Source organism: Streptomyces sp. NPDC020845 (assembly GCF_044334165.1).
Classification (GTDB): Bacteria; Actinomycetota; Actinomycetes; order Streptomycetales; family Streptomycetaceae; genus Streptomyces.
This window is the reverse complement of sequence record NZ_JBIRSJ010000001.1, coordinates 866,838-881,144: the sequence shown is the minus strand read 5'-3', so window position 1 is coordinate 881,144 and position 14,307 is coordinate 866,838. Positions and strand designations below refer to the sequence as shown.

Annotated in this window: 11 protein-coding genes; 4 read left to right on the top strand and 7 right to left on the bottom strand. The window is 74.7% G+C overall.

Annotated features, from left to right (window positions below):
- Genes ACH4U7_RS03035 through ACH4U7_RS03025 form a run of 3 tightly spaced genes read left to right on the top strand, consistent with a single transcriptional unit; the run spans nucleotide 1 to nucleotide 3,940 of the window.
- Nucleotides 1-1,809 carry a nitrite reductase gene (locus ACH4U7_RS03035; protein ID WP_398526263.1) on the top strand — a complete coding sequence of 603 codons (1,809 nt, stop codon included), beginning with the start codon at nucleotides 1-3 and terminating at the stop codon, nucleotides 1,807-1,809.
- Nucleotides 1,806-2,447 (top strand): precorrin-8X methylmutase, encoded by a 642-nt coding sequence (locus ACH4U7_RS03030; protein WP_398526262.1) that lies wholly within the window; start codon nucleotides 1,806-1,808, stop codon nucleotides 2,445-2,447. The genes ACH4U7_RS03035 and ACH4U7_RS03030 overlap by 4 nt, the downstream gene beginning before the upstream one ends.
- Nucleotides 2,444-3,940 carry a precorrin-2 C(20)-methyltransferase gene (locus ACH4U7_RS03025; protein ID WP_398526261.1) on the top strand — a complete coding sequence of 499 codons (1,497 nt, stop codon included), beginning with the start codon at nucleotides 2,444-2,446 and terminating at the stop codon, nucleotides 3,938-3,940. The genes ACH4U7_RS03030 and ACH4U7_RS03025 overlap by 4 nt, the downstream gene beginning before the upstream one ends.
- A gap of 32 nt (nucleotides 3,941-3,972) precedes the next feature.
- On the opposite strand, the gene ACH4U7_RS03020 is transcribed toward ACH4U7_RS03025, so the two are convergent.
- The gene (locus ACH4U7_RS03020; protein ID WP_398526260.1) at nucleotides 3,973-4,764 is read right to left on the bottom strand and encodes a cobalt-precorrin-6A reductase; all 792 of its coding nucleotides are present in this window, start codon (nucleotides 4,762-4,764) and stop codon (nucleotides 3,973-3,975) included.
- Nucleotides 4,765-4,967: 203 nt separating this feature from the next.
- Between ACH4U7_RS03020 and ACH4U7_RS03015 the strand changes: the two genes are divergently transcribed.
- Entirely contained in the window at nucleotides 4,968-6,128 is a 1,161-nt protein-coding gene (locus tag ACH4U7_RS03015; RefSeq protein ID WP_398526259.1) for a cobalt-precorrin-5B (C(1))-methyltransferase, read from the top strand.
- Nucleotides 6,129-6,140: 12 nt separating this feature from the next.
- On the opposite strand, the gene cobM is transcribed toward ACH4U7_RS03015, so the two are convergent.
- The 6 genes from cobM to mutA form a co-directional block, all read right to left on the bottom strand.
- Nucleotides 6,141-6,884, bottom strand: a complete 744-nt coding sequence (gene cobM / locus ACH4U7_RS03010; RefSeq protein WP_398526258.1) for a precorrin-4 C(11)-methyltransferase — start codon at nucleotides 6,882-6,884, stop codon at nucleotides 6,141-6,143.
- Complete coding sequence (gene cbiE, locus ACH4U7_RS03005; RefSeq protein ID WP_398526257.1) at nucleotides 6,881-8,158, bottom strand: precorrin-6y C5,15-methyltransferase (decarboxylating) subunit CbiE; 1,278 nt, start codon at nucleotides 8,156-8,158, stop codon at nucleotides 6,881-6,883. Before cbiE ends, cobM begins: the two co-directional genes overlap by 4 nt.
- Nucleotides 8,159-8,244: 86 nt before the next feature.
- A complete protein-coding gene (locus ACH4U7_RS03000; protein ID WP_398526256.1) occupies nucleotides 8,245-8,979 on the bottom strand; it encodes a (2Fe-2S)-binding protein in 735 nt (244 codons plus the stop codon).
- A complete protein-coding gene (meaB, locus tag ACH4U7_RS02995) occupies nucleotides 8,972-9,985 on the bottom strand; it encodes a methylmalonyl Co-A mutase-associated GTPase MeaB (protein ID WP_398526255.1) in 1,014 nt (337 codons plus the stop codon). Before meaB ends, ACH4U7_RS03000 begins: the two co-directional genes overlap by 8 nt.
- A gap of 4 nt (nucleotides 9,986-9,989) precedes the next feature.
- On the bottom strand, nucleotides 9,990-12,149 hold the full coding sequence (gene scpA, locus ACH4U7_RS02990) for a methylmalonyl-CoA mutase (RefSeq protein WP_398526451.1): 2,160 nt from the start codon (nucleotides 12,147-12,149) through the stop codon (nucleotides 9,990-9,992).
- A 53-nt stretch (nucleotides 12,150-12,202) separates the two neighbouring features.
- The gene (gene mutA, locus ACH4U7_RS02985) at nucleotides 12,203-14,101 is read right to left on the bottom strand and encodes a methylmalonyl-CoA mutase small subunit (protein ID WP_398526254.1); all 1,899 of its coding nucleotides are present in this window, start codon (nucleotides 14,099-14,101) and stop codon (nucleotides 12,203-12,205) included.
- Nucleotides 14,102-14,307: the final 206 nt, after the last annotated feature.

Genomic DNA, 14,307 nt, shown 5'->3' with positions numbered 1-14,307 from the left:
ATGCCCCTCCCCCCGACAACCGCCCCACCAGGGGACGAAACCCCCGCGCGCGGTCGCGACGACGCCTGCCCCGGCGCGCTGCGCCTGCACTCGGCGGACGACGGCGCACTGGCCCGGGTGCGGCTGCCCGCCGGGCTCCTGACGGTGCGTCAGGCGCTCGTGCTGGCGCTCGCGGCCGAGGAGTTGGGCGACGGCCGGCTGGATCTCACCTCCCGGGGCAATCTGCAGCTGCGCGGCCTCGACGCGGGGTGCGGAGCCGGACTCGCGGCCCGGCTGCGGACGGCAGGGCTGCTCCCGTCGGACCGCCACGACCGGGTGCGCAACATCGTGGCGTCCCCGCTGTCCGGGCTGGACGGGGCGGGGCACGCGGATGTCTCGGCGTGGGCGAGAGAGCTGGACGCCCTGCTGTGCGACAACGCGCCCGCGGGTTCCGGATTGGCCGAACTGGCGGGGCTGTCGGGCCGGTTCCTGTTCGCGCTCGACGACGGGCGCGGCGATGTGGCGGCGCTGGGCGCGGATGTGACATTGATCGCAGCGCCGGACGGCGAGGCGGTGCTGCGGCTCGGCTCCGCCGGGGGGCACGAACCGGCCCGTCCGGGCGCGCGATCGGACACGCGCCCGGAGCCCGCCGGGGCGTGCGTGGCGGACACCCGTGGCGCGGCGGGCGCACCTGCCCTGCCGGGGACGACTGGCACGGTGGGTGCGCCTGGCACGATGGGTGCGCCTGGTGCGGCGGGCGCACCCCGCACGGCAGGCACTCGCAGCGCCGCGGGCGCCCCTGGTGCGGCGGGGGCGCCTGACAGTGCGAGCCCCCAGGGCGCAGGGGGTGCTCCTGACGCCGCAAGCACCCCAGACACGCCAGGCACACCCGGCGTGGCGGGCACCCCTGGCCCGCCGAGCGCCCCCCGCACGGCGAGCGCGCCCCGCACGGCGGGCACTCGCGGCGCGGCGGGCGTCCCCGGCACGGCAGCCGTCCCGGCGCGCCGGGGCAGCCGGCCGGAGGGTGCCGACACTCCGGGCGCCGAGCTCCGGGTACGCGCCGCGGACGCGCCGCGCGCGGCGGCGCTGGCCGCGGTGGCGTTTCTCGACGCCGTGCGCGCGAGTGGCACACGCGCGTGGCGTGTGAGCGAGCTGCCGGCGCGACACGCCGTGACGGCCGACCAATTGGCCGGGCGACTCGCCGATGCAGGAATCCAGGCCATACCCCTCAGCCCTCACTCCCCAACCACCGCGCCGAGCACACCACTCGTCGGGCTCGTCGCCGGGCCGGACGGGCGGTGCGCGGTGTCGGTCGCCGTCCCGCTGGGGCGGCTCACCGCCGCGCGGTGGCGGCTGCTCGCCGAGCTCGCCGCCCGGAGCGGCTCGGGCGAGTTGCGTGTGACACCCTGGCGCGGCGTGGTGCTGCCCGGCTTCTCCCCGGGCGGTGCCGAGGCCGCGCTGCGGGAACTCGCCGACGCCGGGCTGGTGACCGCGCCGCGCTCCCCCTGGTTCGGGGTCGGCGCGTGCACGGGACGGCCCGGCTGCGCCAAGTCCCTGGCCGATGTGCGTGCCGAGGCGGCGCGCGCGGTGGCGGGCGAGGCGTCCGGCGACGGCCGACCGGGCCCGCCGCGAAGCCGACTGCCCGTGTATTTCTCCGGCTGCGAGCGGCGCTGCGGCCACCCCGGCGGGCCGGTCCGGTGGGTCGACGTGCTGGCGACGGGCGAGGGCTACCAGGTCGCCGTACGAGATGCCACAGGGTCCGCGCGGGGCGTGGACGTGACAGCAGAGCAAGTGGCCGGCGCCGTGGCGGCGGCCCGTGGAACGACATGATCGAGGGCACAGTGTTCGACTACGAGAAGGACGGCGCGGCCATATACCGCGCCTCCTTTGCCACCATCCGCGCCGAGGCCGATCTGCGGGGTCTGCCCGCCGACGTCAGCCAGGTCGCGGTACGGATGATCCACGCCTGCGGCATGGTCGACCTCGTCCAGGACCTCGCGTACTCCCCCCAGGTGGTCGCCCGCGCCCGCGCCGCCCTGCGCGCCGGCGCGCCCGTACTCTGCGACGCGCACATGGTGGCCAGCGGTGTGACCCGCAAGCGGCTGCCCGCGGACAACGACGTGGTGTGCACCCTGTCCGACCCCGCCGTACCCGAACTGGCCCGCCGGATGGGCACCACACGCAGCGCCGCCGCGCTGGAGCTGTGGCGGGACCGGCTGGAGGGCGCGGTGGTGGCCATCGGCAACGCGCCCACCGCGCTGTTCCGTCTGATGGAGATGGTCGAATCCGGCGCGCCACGCCCGGCGGCCGTCATCGGCGTACCGGTCGGCTTCATCGGCGCCGCCGAGTCCAAGGAGGCGCTGGCCGGGCATCCGGCCGCGCTCGACCACCTGGTGGTGCGCGGCCGGCGTGGCGGCAGCGCCATCGCCGCGGCCGCGGTCAACGCGATTGCGAGCGAGGAAGAGTGAGCGAGCAGCAGACGGGCCGGCTCTACGGCGTGGGTCTTGGCCCCGGCGACCCCTCGCTGATGACCGTACGCGCCGTGGAGGTCATCGCCGAGGCCGATGTCGTCGCGTACCACAGCGCCCGGCACGGCCGGAGCATCGCGCGCTCCATCGCCGAGCGTCATCTGCGGCCCGACCACATCGAGGAGCGACTGGTCTATCCGGTCACCACCGAGACCACCGACCACCCCGGCGGCTACCGCGGCGCGATGGAGGAGTTCTACGCGGACGCGGCGGCCCGGCTGGCCGCCCATCTGGACGCGGGGCGCACGGTCGCGGTGCTCGCCGAGGGCGATCCGCTCTTCTACGGCTCATACATGCATATGCACAAGCGCCTGGCCGACCGCTACCCCACCGAGGTCGTCCCGGGTGTCACCTCCGTGAGCGCGGCCGCCGCCAGGATCGGAGCGCCGCTGGTCGAGGGCGAGGAGGTGCTGACCGTCCTGCCCGGCACACTCCCGGAGGAGGAGCTGACGGCCCGCCTGGCCACGACCGACGCGGCCGCCGTGATGAAGCTCGGCCGCACCTTCCCGGCGGTGCGGCGGGCGCTGGAGCGCTCGGGTCGGCTGGCGGAGGCCCAGTACGTGGAGCGGGCCACGATGGGCGCGGAGCGCGTCGCGCCACTGGCCGAGGTGGACCCCGAGTCGGTGCCCTACTTCTCGGTGGCGGTGCTGCCGAGCCGGATCGACACGCAAACCCCGGCGCGCCGTGGCGAGGTCGTGGTGGTGGGCCTCGGCCCGGCGGGCCCGCTGTGGCTGACCCCCGAGGCGCGGGGCGAGTTGGCCGCCGCCGAGGATCTGGTCGGCTACACCACCTATCTGAACCGGGTGCCGAAGCGCCCGGGGCAGCGCCGGCACGCTTCGGACAACAAGGTGGAGGCCGAACGCGCCGAGTTCGCGCTCGACCTGGCCCGGCGCGGACGGCGGGTCGCCGTCGTCTCCTCGGGCGACCCGGGCGTCTTCGCCATGGCCACGGCCGTGCTGGAGGCGGCGGCCGAGGACCCGTACCGCGAGGTGCCGGTCCGGGTGGTGCCCGGCATGACGGCGGCCCACGCGGCCGCCGCCCGCGCGGGCGCCCCGCTCGGCCACGACTACGCAGTTGTCTCCCTGTCCGACCGGCTCAAGCCCTGGGAGGTCATCGCCGAACGCCTCCGCGCCGCGGCCGCGGCCGACCTGGTGCTCGCCCTGTACAACCCCGGCTCGCGCAGCCGCATCTGGCAGGTCGGCAAGGCACGTGAACTGCTGCTCGAACACCGCGCGCCCGACACGCCCGTCGTGCTCGGCCGGGACGTGGGCGGCCCCGAGGAGCGGATACGGATCGTCAGGCTGGCCGACCTCGACCCGGCCCAGGTCGATATGCGCACCATCCTGCTCGTCGGCTCGTCCCAAACCCGCACGGCCCGGCGCGGCGACGGCACCGAGATCGTCTGGACGCCACGCCGCTACCCGGAGCGCTGACCCACGGCGCGGACGGTCAGCAGGTGAGCAGGTCAGCCGAGGGTGGTGCCCAGCCAGGCCAGGGCGGCCGCCGGGTCGGGCACGACCGGCACGCCGTCCGGGGCCGCAGGGCGCCGGACGACGACGACCGGCAGCCCGGCCTCGCGCGCCGCGGTGAGCTTGGCGGCGGTGGCACCGGCGCCGCTGTCCTTGGTGACCACCACGTCGATGCGGTGGCGGCGCAGCAGTTCCGCCTCCCCCGCCACGCTGAACGGGCCGCGGTCCAGCAGCACTTCCATGTGCGGCGGAGCCGGTGGCTCAGGCGCGTCGACGGAGCGGACGAGGAACCACTGCTCGGTGAGTTGGGCGAAGGCGGCCAGGCCCATCCTCCCGGTGGTGAGGAAGATCCGCTGCCCCAGGGCGGGCAGCAGCCCGGCCGCCTCGTCCAGCGACCCTGCCCAGTGCCACCGGTCCCCCGGGCCGGGCACCCAGCCGGGGCGGCGCAGGGCGAGCAGGGGAACATGGGCCGTGGCGGCCGCGCGGGCCGCGTTGAAACTGATCGTGCCGGCGAAAGGATGGGTGGCGTCGATGAGCGCGTCCACCTGCTGCTCGCGCAGCCAGCGAGCCAGGCCCTCGGGGCCCCCGAACCCGCCGATCCGCACCTGCCCGGCCGGCAGCCGCGGCTCGGCGACACGCCCGGCCAGCGAGCTGGTGACGCGCAGCCCGGGGGCGTCGGCGACTTCAGCGGCCAGTCGGCGCGCCTCGGTGGTGCCGCCCAGGATGAGCACATGGCGGGGCCGGCGCGGCCGGGCTCCGGGGGCGGCCTCCGCCGGGTTCGGTGTCATCGGGTGCCTTCCGTGGTGCGCGGTGCCGGGCCGGTCCGCGGCCTGCCGGCCGCGCCCGGTCAACCCTGCCATGGCCGCGGCCGGCCGCGCGGCGCCGGGCCTCTCCTCGCTTCCATCGGTGTGCGGGTCGGCCGCCTGGGGAGATGCGCCCGCGGGCCATGGCCGGCGAGGAGTCGGCGCGGAAACGAGAGGCGGCGCTTCCCGTGGCTGAGCAGACATCGAAGCCCGGGACCGCTCCGGCCGGGGGCCGCAGTGCGCAGCTGGAGCGTTCGGGGTTGCGGCACGGCTGGACCACCGGGGCGTGTGCGACGGCGGCGACGACGGCCGCGTACACCGCGCTGCTCAGCGCGGAGTTTCCCGATCCGGTGACCATCGAACTGCCGAAGGGGCAGCGGCCCGCGTTCGCGCTCGCGGGCGAGGAGCTGACGGCGGACCGGGCGATGGCCGCGGTGGTGAAGGACGCGGGTGACGACCCGGATGTCACGCATGGCGCGGTGGTGCGGGCCACGGTGCGGCTGCTGCCGCCCGGGAGCGGTGTGGTCTTCCGGGCCGGGCCCGGCGTCGGCACGGTGACCCGTCCCGGACTGCCGCTCGCGGTCGGCGAGCCCGCCATCAACCCCGTCCCCCGGCAGATGATGCGCGATCACATCGCGTCGGTCGCGGCCCGTCTCGGTGGCACCGGGGACGCCGAGGTCGAGATCGCGGTGGACCACGGCGAGGAGATCGCCCGCAGCACCTGGAATCCGCGCCTGGGCATCCTCGGCGGGCTGTCGATCCTCGGGACGACGGGCATCGTGGTGCCGTACTCCTGCTCGGCGTGGATCGACAGCATCCGGCGCGGCGTGGATGTGGCGCGCGCGGCGGGGCGCCGGCATGTGGCGGGCTGTACGGGGGCGACCTCGGAGAAGGTCGCGGTGGCCGTGCACGGACTGCCGCAGGACGCGCTGCTGGACATGGGCGACTTCGCGGGGGCGGTGCTCAAGTATCTGCGTCGCCATCCGGTGGACCGGCTGACCGTCGCCGGAGGTTTCGCCAAGCTCTCCAAACTGGCCGCCGGACATCTGGACCTGCACTCCTCCCGCTCGCAGGTGGACAAGGGCTTCCTCGCGGAGCTGGCCCGCCGTGGCGGGGCGGACGAGGAGCTGGTGGCGGCGGTGGCGGCGGCCAACACGGGCCTGGAGACGGTGCAGCTGTGCGCGGCGCGCGGGGTGCCGCTCGGTGATCTGGTCGCGGTGGCGGCGCGGGAGACGGCGCTCGGGGTGCTGCGTGGGGCGCCGGTGGCCGTGGACGTCATCTGCATCGACCGCGCGGGCGCCATCGTGGGTCGCGCGGCGGCTCGGGGGCCAAGGGGCGCGGCGACCTGACGCTCCCCCGCCTCAAGACCGCTCGCGGCGCGCCGAGTACAGGTGGCTGTCGCGGAACTGTTCCGCGCCCAGCGTGCGGCCCACCATGATGACGGCGGTGCGCACCACCCCCGCCTCCTTCACCCGGTCCGCGATATCGCCGAGCGTGCCGCGCAGCACCAGCTCATCCGGGCGGCTCGCCCGGGCGACCACCGCCGCGGGGCAGTCGGCGCCGTAGTGCGGGAGGAGTTCGGCCACCACCCGGTCCACGTACCGGGCGGCCAGGTGCAGCACGATCAGTGCCCGGCTGCGGCCGAGGGTGGCGAGGTCCTCGCCGTCCGGCATCGGGGTGGCCTGTTGGGCGATGCGGGTGAGGACGACGGTCTGGCCGACGGTCGGCACGGTCAGTTCGCGCCCCAGCGCGGCCGCGGCGGCGGCGAACGCGGGGACGCCGGGGATCACCTCGTACGGCACGCCGTGCGCGTCCAGCCGCCGCATCTGCTCGGCGACGGCGCTGAACACCGACGGGTCGCCGGAGTGCAGCCGGGCCACGTCCTCACCCGCTCGGTGGGCCCCGACCAGCTCGTCGGTGATCTGGTCGAGGTTGAGCCGGGCGGTGTCGACCAGGCGGGCGTCCGGCGGGCATTCGGCGAGGAGTTCGCGCGGCACCAGGCTGCCCGCGTACAGGCACACCCGGCAGCGGGCCAGGGTGCGGGCGCCGCGCAGGGTGATCAGGTCGGCGGCGCCGGGGCCCGCGCCGATGAAGTACACGGTCATGGGGAGGTCTCTCCTTCGGGGGCTTCCACCGCGGGTTCGGCAGCGGGCTCGGCCGTCGCTTTGACCGCGGCCCACTGGGTGACCGGCATCGCCTGCCGCCATCCGGTGAAGCCGCCGACCGGGGCTGCGTGCGCAACCGCGATCCGGACCAGCTCCCCTCCGTACCGCCGGTACCAGTCGGCGAGCAGCGCCTCCGACTCCAGCGTCACGGTGTTCGCCACGAGCCGCCCGCCGACGGGCAGCGCCGCCCAGCAGGCCTCCAGCAGGCCGGGCGCGGTCAGGCCGCCGCCGATGAACACCGCGTCGGGGGTGGGCAGTCCGGTCAGCGCGTTCGGGGCGGCGCCGGTGACGACGCGCAGCCCGGGCACCCCGAGCGCGGCGGCGTTGCGGCCGATGCGCTCGGCCCGTACGGGGTCCCGCTCGACGGACACCGCGGCGCAACTCCGGTGCGTACGCATCCACTCCACGGCGATCGAACCCGAGCCGCCACCGACATCCCACAGCAGCTCTCCGGGGGCGGGGGCCAGCGCGGCGAGCGTGGCGGCGCGCACATGGCGCTTGGTCAGCTGGCCGTCGTGCTCGTACGCCTGGTCCGGCAGCCCGGGGACGGCGGACAGGCGCAGCGTGTCCGCGGCGGGGGCGCATTCGACGGCGATGACGTTGAGGGGGTCGCCAGAAGCGTGGGGCCAGTGGTCGGCGGTGCCTTCGAGGTGCCGCTCGCGCTCGCCGCCCAACTGCTCCAGGACCCGCATCCGGCTGGGGCCGAAGCCGCGGTCGCGCAGCAGTGCGGCGACCTCGGCGGGGGTGGCGGCGCCCGCGCTGAGGACGAGCAGCCGCCGCCGGGCGTGCAGGGAGCGGGACAGGGAGGCGATGGGCCGTCCGACGAGGCTGATCACCTCGGTCTCCTCCACCGGCCAGCCCAGCCGCGCGCAGGCGTGGGACACGGACGACGGATGGGGCAGTACCCGCAGCCGGTCGGCGCCCAACTCCTCGGCCAGGGTGCGGCCGATGCCGAAGAACATGGGGTCGCCACTGGCCAGCACGGACACCCGCCGCCCGGCGTACGCCGCGAACAGCCCCTGCACGGCGGGCCGCAGCGGCGACGGCCACGGCACACGTTCAGCGGTGCAGCCGGGGGGCAGCAGATTCAGCTGGCGCGGGCCGCCGATGACCACCTCGGCCGCCAGCAACGCCTCGCGCCCCCTCACCGCCAGCCCGTCCCAGCCGTCCGCGCCCAGCCCTACGACGGTGACCGGGGGGTGGGCGGGGTTCACGGCGTTACGGACCTTTCGGTGTGCGGGACGTGCGCGGGGCGACGCCCGGAACTCTACTGTGACCTGCGGCGGAACCCCGACCCGGGTCAGCGGCCGAGGGCCGGCCCGCGCAGTACGCAGTCGCCGCACAGGCCGCCGCCCGGCACCCGGTAGTAGAGGCAGCAGGTGCGGCGGCGGAAGGCGGGCGGAGGGGAGGTCAGGGTGCCGGCGTCGCGCAGCGGCGGGTGGGCCAGCTGGGCACGGGCCAGGTCGGTGGCCCGCTCCGCCGCCTCGGGGTGGCCGTGCGCCTGGCACCAGTCGTACAGGACGCGCAGCGAACCGACCAGCGCCGAGGCTGCGTTCCCCCACAGCAGCCGCCCCGAGACCCGGTAGGCCCGGGTGACGGCGGCGTGCAACGGCAGCAGATTGGTGTACCCCGCGTCACCCACCTGACCGGCGAGCCCTCCGGGTTCGCCCATGACCGACGGCACGCCGGGCCACCACAGGTCGTCGGGGGCGGCGCGCCCAGGGTGCCACCACAGCCGGTCGCAGCGGAGGCGCGACACCCTGCCGGTCAGGGCCGCCTGGCCGAGGGCGATCGACCACACCCGGGCGGCGAGCCCCTGGAAGACGAGCGATGCCGCGACCCTCGGCTCATCGGTGCGCAGGCTCGCGGCCACCGCCTCGACGCGGGCGCGCAGCAGCGGCGCGGCGGCGCCCTCGGGCGTCAGCCGGTACGCCTCACCGATCAGCGCGTAACCCTCATCTCGAGGATTGCCGGGGTCGGTGCGCAGGGCGAAGAACGGCCCCACCTCGACCGCCGACAGCGGCGGGTCACCCATCCGTGTCGGTCGGCGTCCCGAACGCCTCCAGCAGCTGGTCGGCGGCCAGCGTTGCCGTCAGCGTGCCGTCGCGCACCTGCTGTTCGAGTACGGGGCCGAGCCGCCGCACCCCGGGGTGTTCGCGCAGCCGGGTCAGCAGCTGGTCGCGGACCATGGACCAGGTCCAGTCGACCTGCTGGTCGCGCCGCTTGGTGTCCAGCGCGCCGGTGGCCTCCAGCACCCGGCGGTGCTGCTCCAGCCGCTCCCACACCACATCGAGGCCGGTGCCCTCGCGGGCGCTGCAGGTCAGCACCGGGGGGTTCCAGGGCGCGTCCGCGGGCTGCAGCAGCCGTAGCGCGCCCCTGAGTTCGCGGGCGGCGGCCTTGGCGTCGCGCTCATGGGGGCCGTCGGCCTTGTTGATCGCGACGATGTCCGCGAGCTCCAGCACACCCTTCTTGATGCCCTGGAGCTGGTCGCCGGTGCGGGCGAGGGAGAGCAGCAGAAACGAGTCGACCATGCCCGCCACGGCGGTCTCCGACTGGCCCACGCCCACCGTCTCGACCAGCAGCACGTCGTAGCCCGCCGCCTCCATGACCACCATGGACTCGCGGGTGGCGCGGGCCACCCCGCCCAGCGTGCCCGCGCTGGGCGAAGGGCGGACGAAGGCGGCCGGGTCGACCGCCAGCCGCTCCATCCTGGTCTTGTCGCCCAGGATGGAGCCGCCGGTGCGGCTGGAGGAAGGGTCGACGGCGAGCACCGCGACCTTGTGGCCGAGCCCGGTGAGCAGCGAGCCCAGGGCGTCGATGAAGGTGGACTTGCCCACGCCGGGCACGCCGCTGATGCCCACCCGGCGCGCCCCGCCCGCATGCGGCAGCAGTTCGATCAGCAGCCGCTGGGCGAGGTCACGGTGGTCGGGGCGGGTGGACTCGACGAGCGTGATCGCGCGGGCGATGTACGCACGGGATCCGTCGAGCACACCCTTGGCGTAGGTGTCGATGTCAATGGTCGGTTTCCTCTTCGCCGGCATGGGCCTACAGCTCGTGGCCGAGGTCCGCGGCCAGCGTCTGCACCAGCTCGTACGCGGCGTCGGGGATGACCGTGCCGGGCAGGAAGACGGCGGCGGCGCCCGCCTCGTGCAGGGTCTGCACGTCCTGCGGCGGGATGACCCCGCCCACCACGATGGTGATGTCCTCCCGCCCCGCCTCGGCCAGTTGCTCGCGCAGCGCGGGCACCAGCGTGAGGTGGCCGGCCGCGAGCGAGGAGACGCCGACGATGTGCACATCGGCCTCGACCGCCTGCCGCGCGACCTCCTCGGGCGTCTGGAAGAGCGGGCCGACATCCACGTCGAAGCCCAGGTCGGCGAAGGCGGTGGCGATCACCTTCTGGCCGCGGTCATGCCCGTCCTGGCCCATCTTGGCGACCAGGATGCGCGGGCGGCGGCCCTCCGCGCGCTCGAACTCCTCGACCACCGCGCGGGTGCGGTCCACGCCGGAGGACGGTCCGGCCTCGTCTCGATACACACCGGCGATCGTACGGATCTGGCCGGAGTGGCGCCCGTACACCTTCTCCAGCGCGTCGGAGATCTCGCCGACGGTGGCCTTGGCGCGGGCCGCGTTCACGGCGAGCGCGAGGAGGTTGCCCTCCAGGCCCGCGCCCGGGCCGGACTCGGCGGCCGCGGTGAGCGCGCGCAGCGCGTCCTGGCAGGCGGCCTCGTCGCGCTCGGCGCGCAGCCGGCGCAGCTTCTCGAACTGCTGGGCGCGGACCGCGGAGTTGTCGACCTTGAGGACGTCGATCTGCTCATCGCTGTCGACCCGGTACTTGTTGACGCCGATCACCGGCTGCCGCCCGGAGTCGATCCGCGCCTGGGTGCGGGCCGCGGCCTCCTCGACGCGCATCTTGGGGATGCCTGCGTCGATGGCCTTGGCCATGCCGCCCGCGGCCTCGACCTCCTGGATGTGCTGCCAGGCGCGCCGGGCCAGGTCGTGGGTCAGCCGCTCCACATACGCGCTGCCGCCCCACGGGTCGATCACCCGGCAGGTGCCGGACTCCTGCTGGAGCAGGATCTGGGTGTTGCGGGCGATACGCGCGGAGAAGTCGGTGGGCAGCGCCAGGGCCTCGTCGAGGGCGTTGGTGTGCAGCGACTGGGTGTGGCCCTGGGTGGCGGCCATGGCCTCCACACAGGTGCGGGCCACGTTGTTGAACACGTCCTGGGCGGTCAGCGACCAGCCGGAGGTCTGCGAATGGGTGCGCAGCGACAGCGACTTGGGGTTCTTGGGGTCGAACTGGCCGACGAGCTTGGCCCACAGCAGCCGGGCCGCCCGCAGCTTGGCGATCTCCATGAAGAAGTTCATGCCGATCGCCCAGAAGAACGAGAGCCGCGGCGCGAAGGCGTCCACGTCCATCCCGGCGTCGAGCCCCGCTCGCAGATACTCCACACCGTCGGCGAGGGTGTACGCCAGTTCCAGGTCGGCCGTGGCGCCCGCTTCCTGGATGTGGTATCCGGAGATGGAGATGGAGTTGTAGCGCGGCATCCGCTGCGAGGTGAAGGCGAAGATGTCGGAGATGATCCGCATCGACGGCTGCGGCGGATAGATATAGGTGTTGCGGACCATGAACTCCTTGAGGATGTCGTTCTGGATGGTCCCGGCCAGCTTGTCGGGCGCCACGCCCTGTTCCTCGGCGGCGACGATGTAGAGCGCGAGTACGGGCAGCACCGCGCCGTTCATCGTCATCGACACGCTCATCCGGTCCAGCGGGATGCCGTCGAAGAGCTGACGCATGTCGTAGATGGAGTCGATGGCCACACCCGCCATGCCGACGTCGCCGGTGACCCTGGGGTGGTCGCTGTCGTAGCCGCGGTGGGTGGGCAGGTCGAAGGCGACCGACAGGCCCTTCTGGCCCGCGGCGAGGTTGCGGCGGTAGAAGGCGTTGGACTCCTCGGCGGTGGAGAAGCCCGCGTACTGGCGGATGGTCCAGGGCTGGTTGACGTACATCGTCGGGTACGGGCCGCGCAGATACGGCGCGATGCCCGGGTAGGTGCCCAGGAAGTCGAGGCCGGCCAGGTCCTCGGCGCCGTACAGCGGTTTGACCCCGATGCCCTCGGGGGTGTCCCACACCAGGTCCTCGACACCCTTGCCGGTGGCGCTCTGCAGCGCCTCCGTCCACGCGGCGGCACCCGCCGCGCCGGACACCTCCTCCGGTGTCCCGAGGTCGACCGTGGAGAAGTCAGGAATCCCGCTCACGGTCACGCCACTCCCATCGTCTCGAGGGCCGAGGTCAGCACCTCGACCGCGTCACAGCCGGCGAAGACGAACGCGTCAACCCCGGCCCGCTGCAACTCCCCGCGCAGCTCCTGGCGCAGCTCACCGGGCCTGCCCGCCAGGTAGACGCGCAGCGCTCCGGCGGCCTTCAGCCGCTCCGCCACGGTCACCGCCTCCTGCTCGTACACCTTGTCGCTCGAACACAGACAGACCACGCGGGCGCCGCTGGCGGCGAACGCCTCGGCGGCCGACTCCGCGTCGACCGTGGCGGGTTCGTGCACCGCCTCGATGCCGCCCGCCTGGAAGAGGTTGGCGGCGAACGCGGTGCGCGCGGTGTGCGCGGCCGCGGGGCCGAGCGCGGCCAGGAACACCCGGGGCCGGGTCCCCTCCGCCGCCAGGTGTCTGTCGGAACGGGCGCGCAGCGCCTCGTACGCCTCGTCGCGGCGGACCCGCGGCAGACCGCCGCCAGGCGGTACGGGGGCCGGCTCGCGCTCCACCTGCTGCTCCGCGAGGTTCGGGAACTCGCTGACGCCGGTGATCGGCTCCTTGCGGCGGGCGAGGTCCTTGGCGCGGCGCTCCCAGGTGGCGGCCAGCCGCCGCTCCACAAGCCCGGAGGCGAGGGCCTGCGCCAGTCCTCCGGCGCGCTCGATCTCCTGGAAGAAGGCCCAGGCCGCCTTGGCCACGTCGTCGGTCAGGCTCTCGACGTACCAGGAGCCTCCGGCCGGGTCGATCACCCGCGCCAGCTGGGACTCCTCCAGCAGGATCGTGGAGGTGTTACGGGCGATCCGGCGGGCGAAGTCGTCGGGCAGGCCGATCGCGGAGTCGAAGGGCAGCACGGTGACGGCGTCGGCCCCGCCCACCCCGGCGGCCAGGGCCGCGACGGTGGTACGCAGCATGTTCACCCAGGGGTCGCGGCGGGTCATCATCACCGGGGAGGTCACCGCGTGCTGCCGCTGGGCCGCCGCCTCGGTGGGGGCACCGCACACCTGCGCCACACGCGCCCACAGGCGCCTGGCGGCGCGCAGCTTGGAAATGGTGAGGAACTGGTCGGCGGTGGCCGCGTAGCGGAACTCCAGCTGGCCGCAGGCCGCTTCGGCCGTCAGCGGCCCGGCGTCGGTCAGCGCGCGCAGATACTCCACGCCCGCGGCGAGCGAGCAGCCGAGCTCCTGCGCCGCGGATCCGCCGGCCTCGTGGTACGGCAGGGCGTCCACGGTGAAGGCCCGTACGCCCGGGTGGTCGCGGTCGCAGACCGCCGCGAGCTCGGTGGCGGCGGACAGGTGGGCCGCGAGGTCGGTGTGGTCACCGGTGCGGGCCGCCAGGCCCAGCGGGTCGGCGCCGAGGTTGCCGAGGGCCGCGCGCGTCGGCACCTGGCGGTCGGCGTACAGCCGCAGCAGCGCGCGGGCGGCGGCGTCGAAGTCGGCGCCCGCGTCCAGGACGACGGGGGCGAGGTCGAGATAGACCCCCTTGAGGGCTTCGGGCAGCGCCTCCACGGGCAGCCCGGCCGCGCCGACCGCCAGCCACACCGAGCCCGCCCCGTTCTCCAGGTCCGCGAGCACCGCGCGGTTGGTGTGTGCGGGATCGGAGTGGGCGTGGCGCTGGCGTACGTCCCAGCCGGACACCGTGGAGCCCTGCGCCCGGCCGCCGCGCACGAAGGGCGCGAACCCGGGATAGCCGGGGTCGGCGGGGGCGTCCTCCGCGGTGTAGAGGGGGTGGACGGAGATTCCGTCCTCGAGCGCGGTGGAGAGCGCCGCCGCGGCCTGTGCGCCGACAGCATCCACCGTGCCGGATTTGCGCAGCACCCCTTCGACAAGGTGGTGCCACTGGTCTCGGGTCGCCGCCGGGAAGTCGGCGGCGAGCGGCAGGTCGTCAGGCAGGACCGTCATGGGAGGAGGCTAGTGCGAGGACCTAAAGCGACAGCAGTGTCCCCCTCTGTGACCTTGCTCTCTAGCAGAATCTCCAACCCGTCCGGCCCTGTGACGGGGAGGACGATGGCCCGTCTGAACGACGAAGGCCCGCCCGGTGCGACGGGGGATGCACACCGGGCGGGCTCAGGACCTTTCTACCGCATCGAAGCGCAGTTATGCATCAA

What these genes read in the sequence shown, in the direction of transcription:
- ACH4U7_RS03030 (WP_398526262.1), top strand. Translation starts at nt 1,806, where the DNA reads ATGATCGAGGGCACAGTGTTCGACTACGAGAAGGACGGCGCGGCCATA.
- ACH4U7_RS03035 (WP_398526263.1), top strand. Translation starts at nt 1, where the DNA reads ATGCCCCTCCCCCCGACAACCGCCCCACCAGGGGACGAAACCCCCGCG.
- ACH4U7_RS03020 (WP_398526260.1), bottom strand. Translation starts at nt 4,764, where the DNA reads ATGACACCGAACCCGGCGGAGGCCGCCCCCGGAGCCCGGCCGCGCCGG.
- meaB (WP_398526255.1), bottom strand. Translation starts at nt 9,985, where the DNA reads ATGCCGGCGAAGAGGAAACCGACCATTGACATCGACACCTACGCCAAG.
- mutA (WP_398526254.1), bottom strand. Translation starts at nt 14,101, where the DNA reads ATGACGGTCCTGCCTGACGACCTGCCGCTCGCCGCCGACTTCCCGGCG.
- cobM (WP_398526258.1), bottom strand. Translation starts at nt 6,884, where the DNA reads ATGACCGTGTACTTCATCGGCGCGGGCCCCGGCGCCGCCGACCTGATC.
- ACH4U7_RS03000 (WP_398526256.1), bottom strand. Translation starts at nt 8,979, where the DNA reads ATGGGTGACCCGCCGCTGTCGGCGGTCGAGGTGGGGCCGTTCTTCGCC.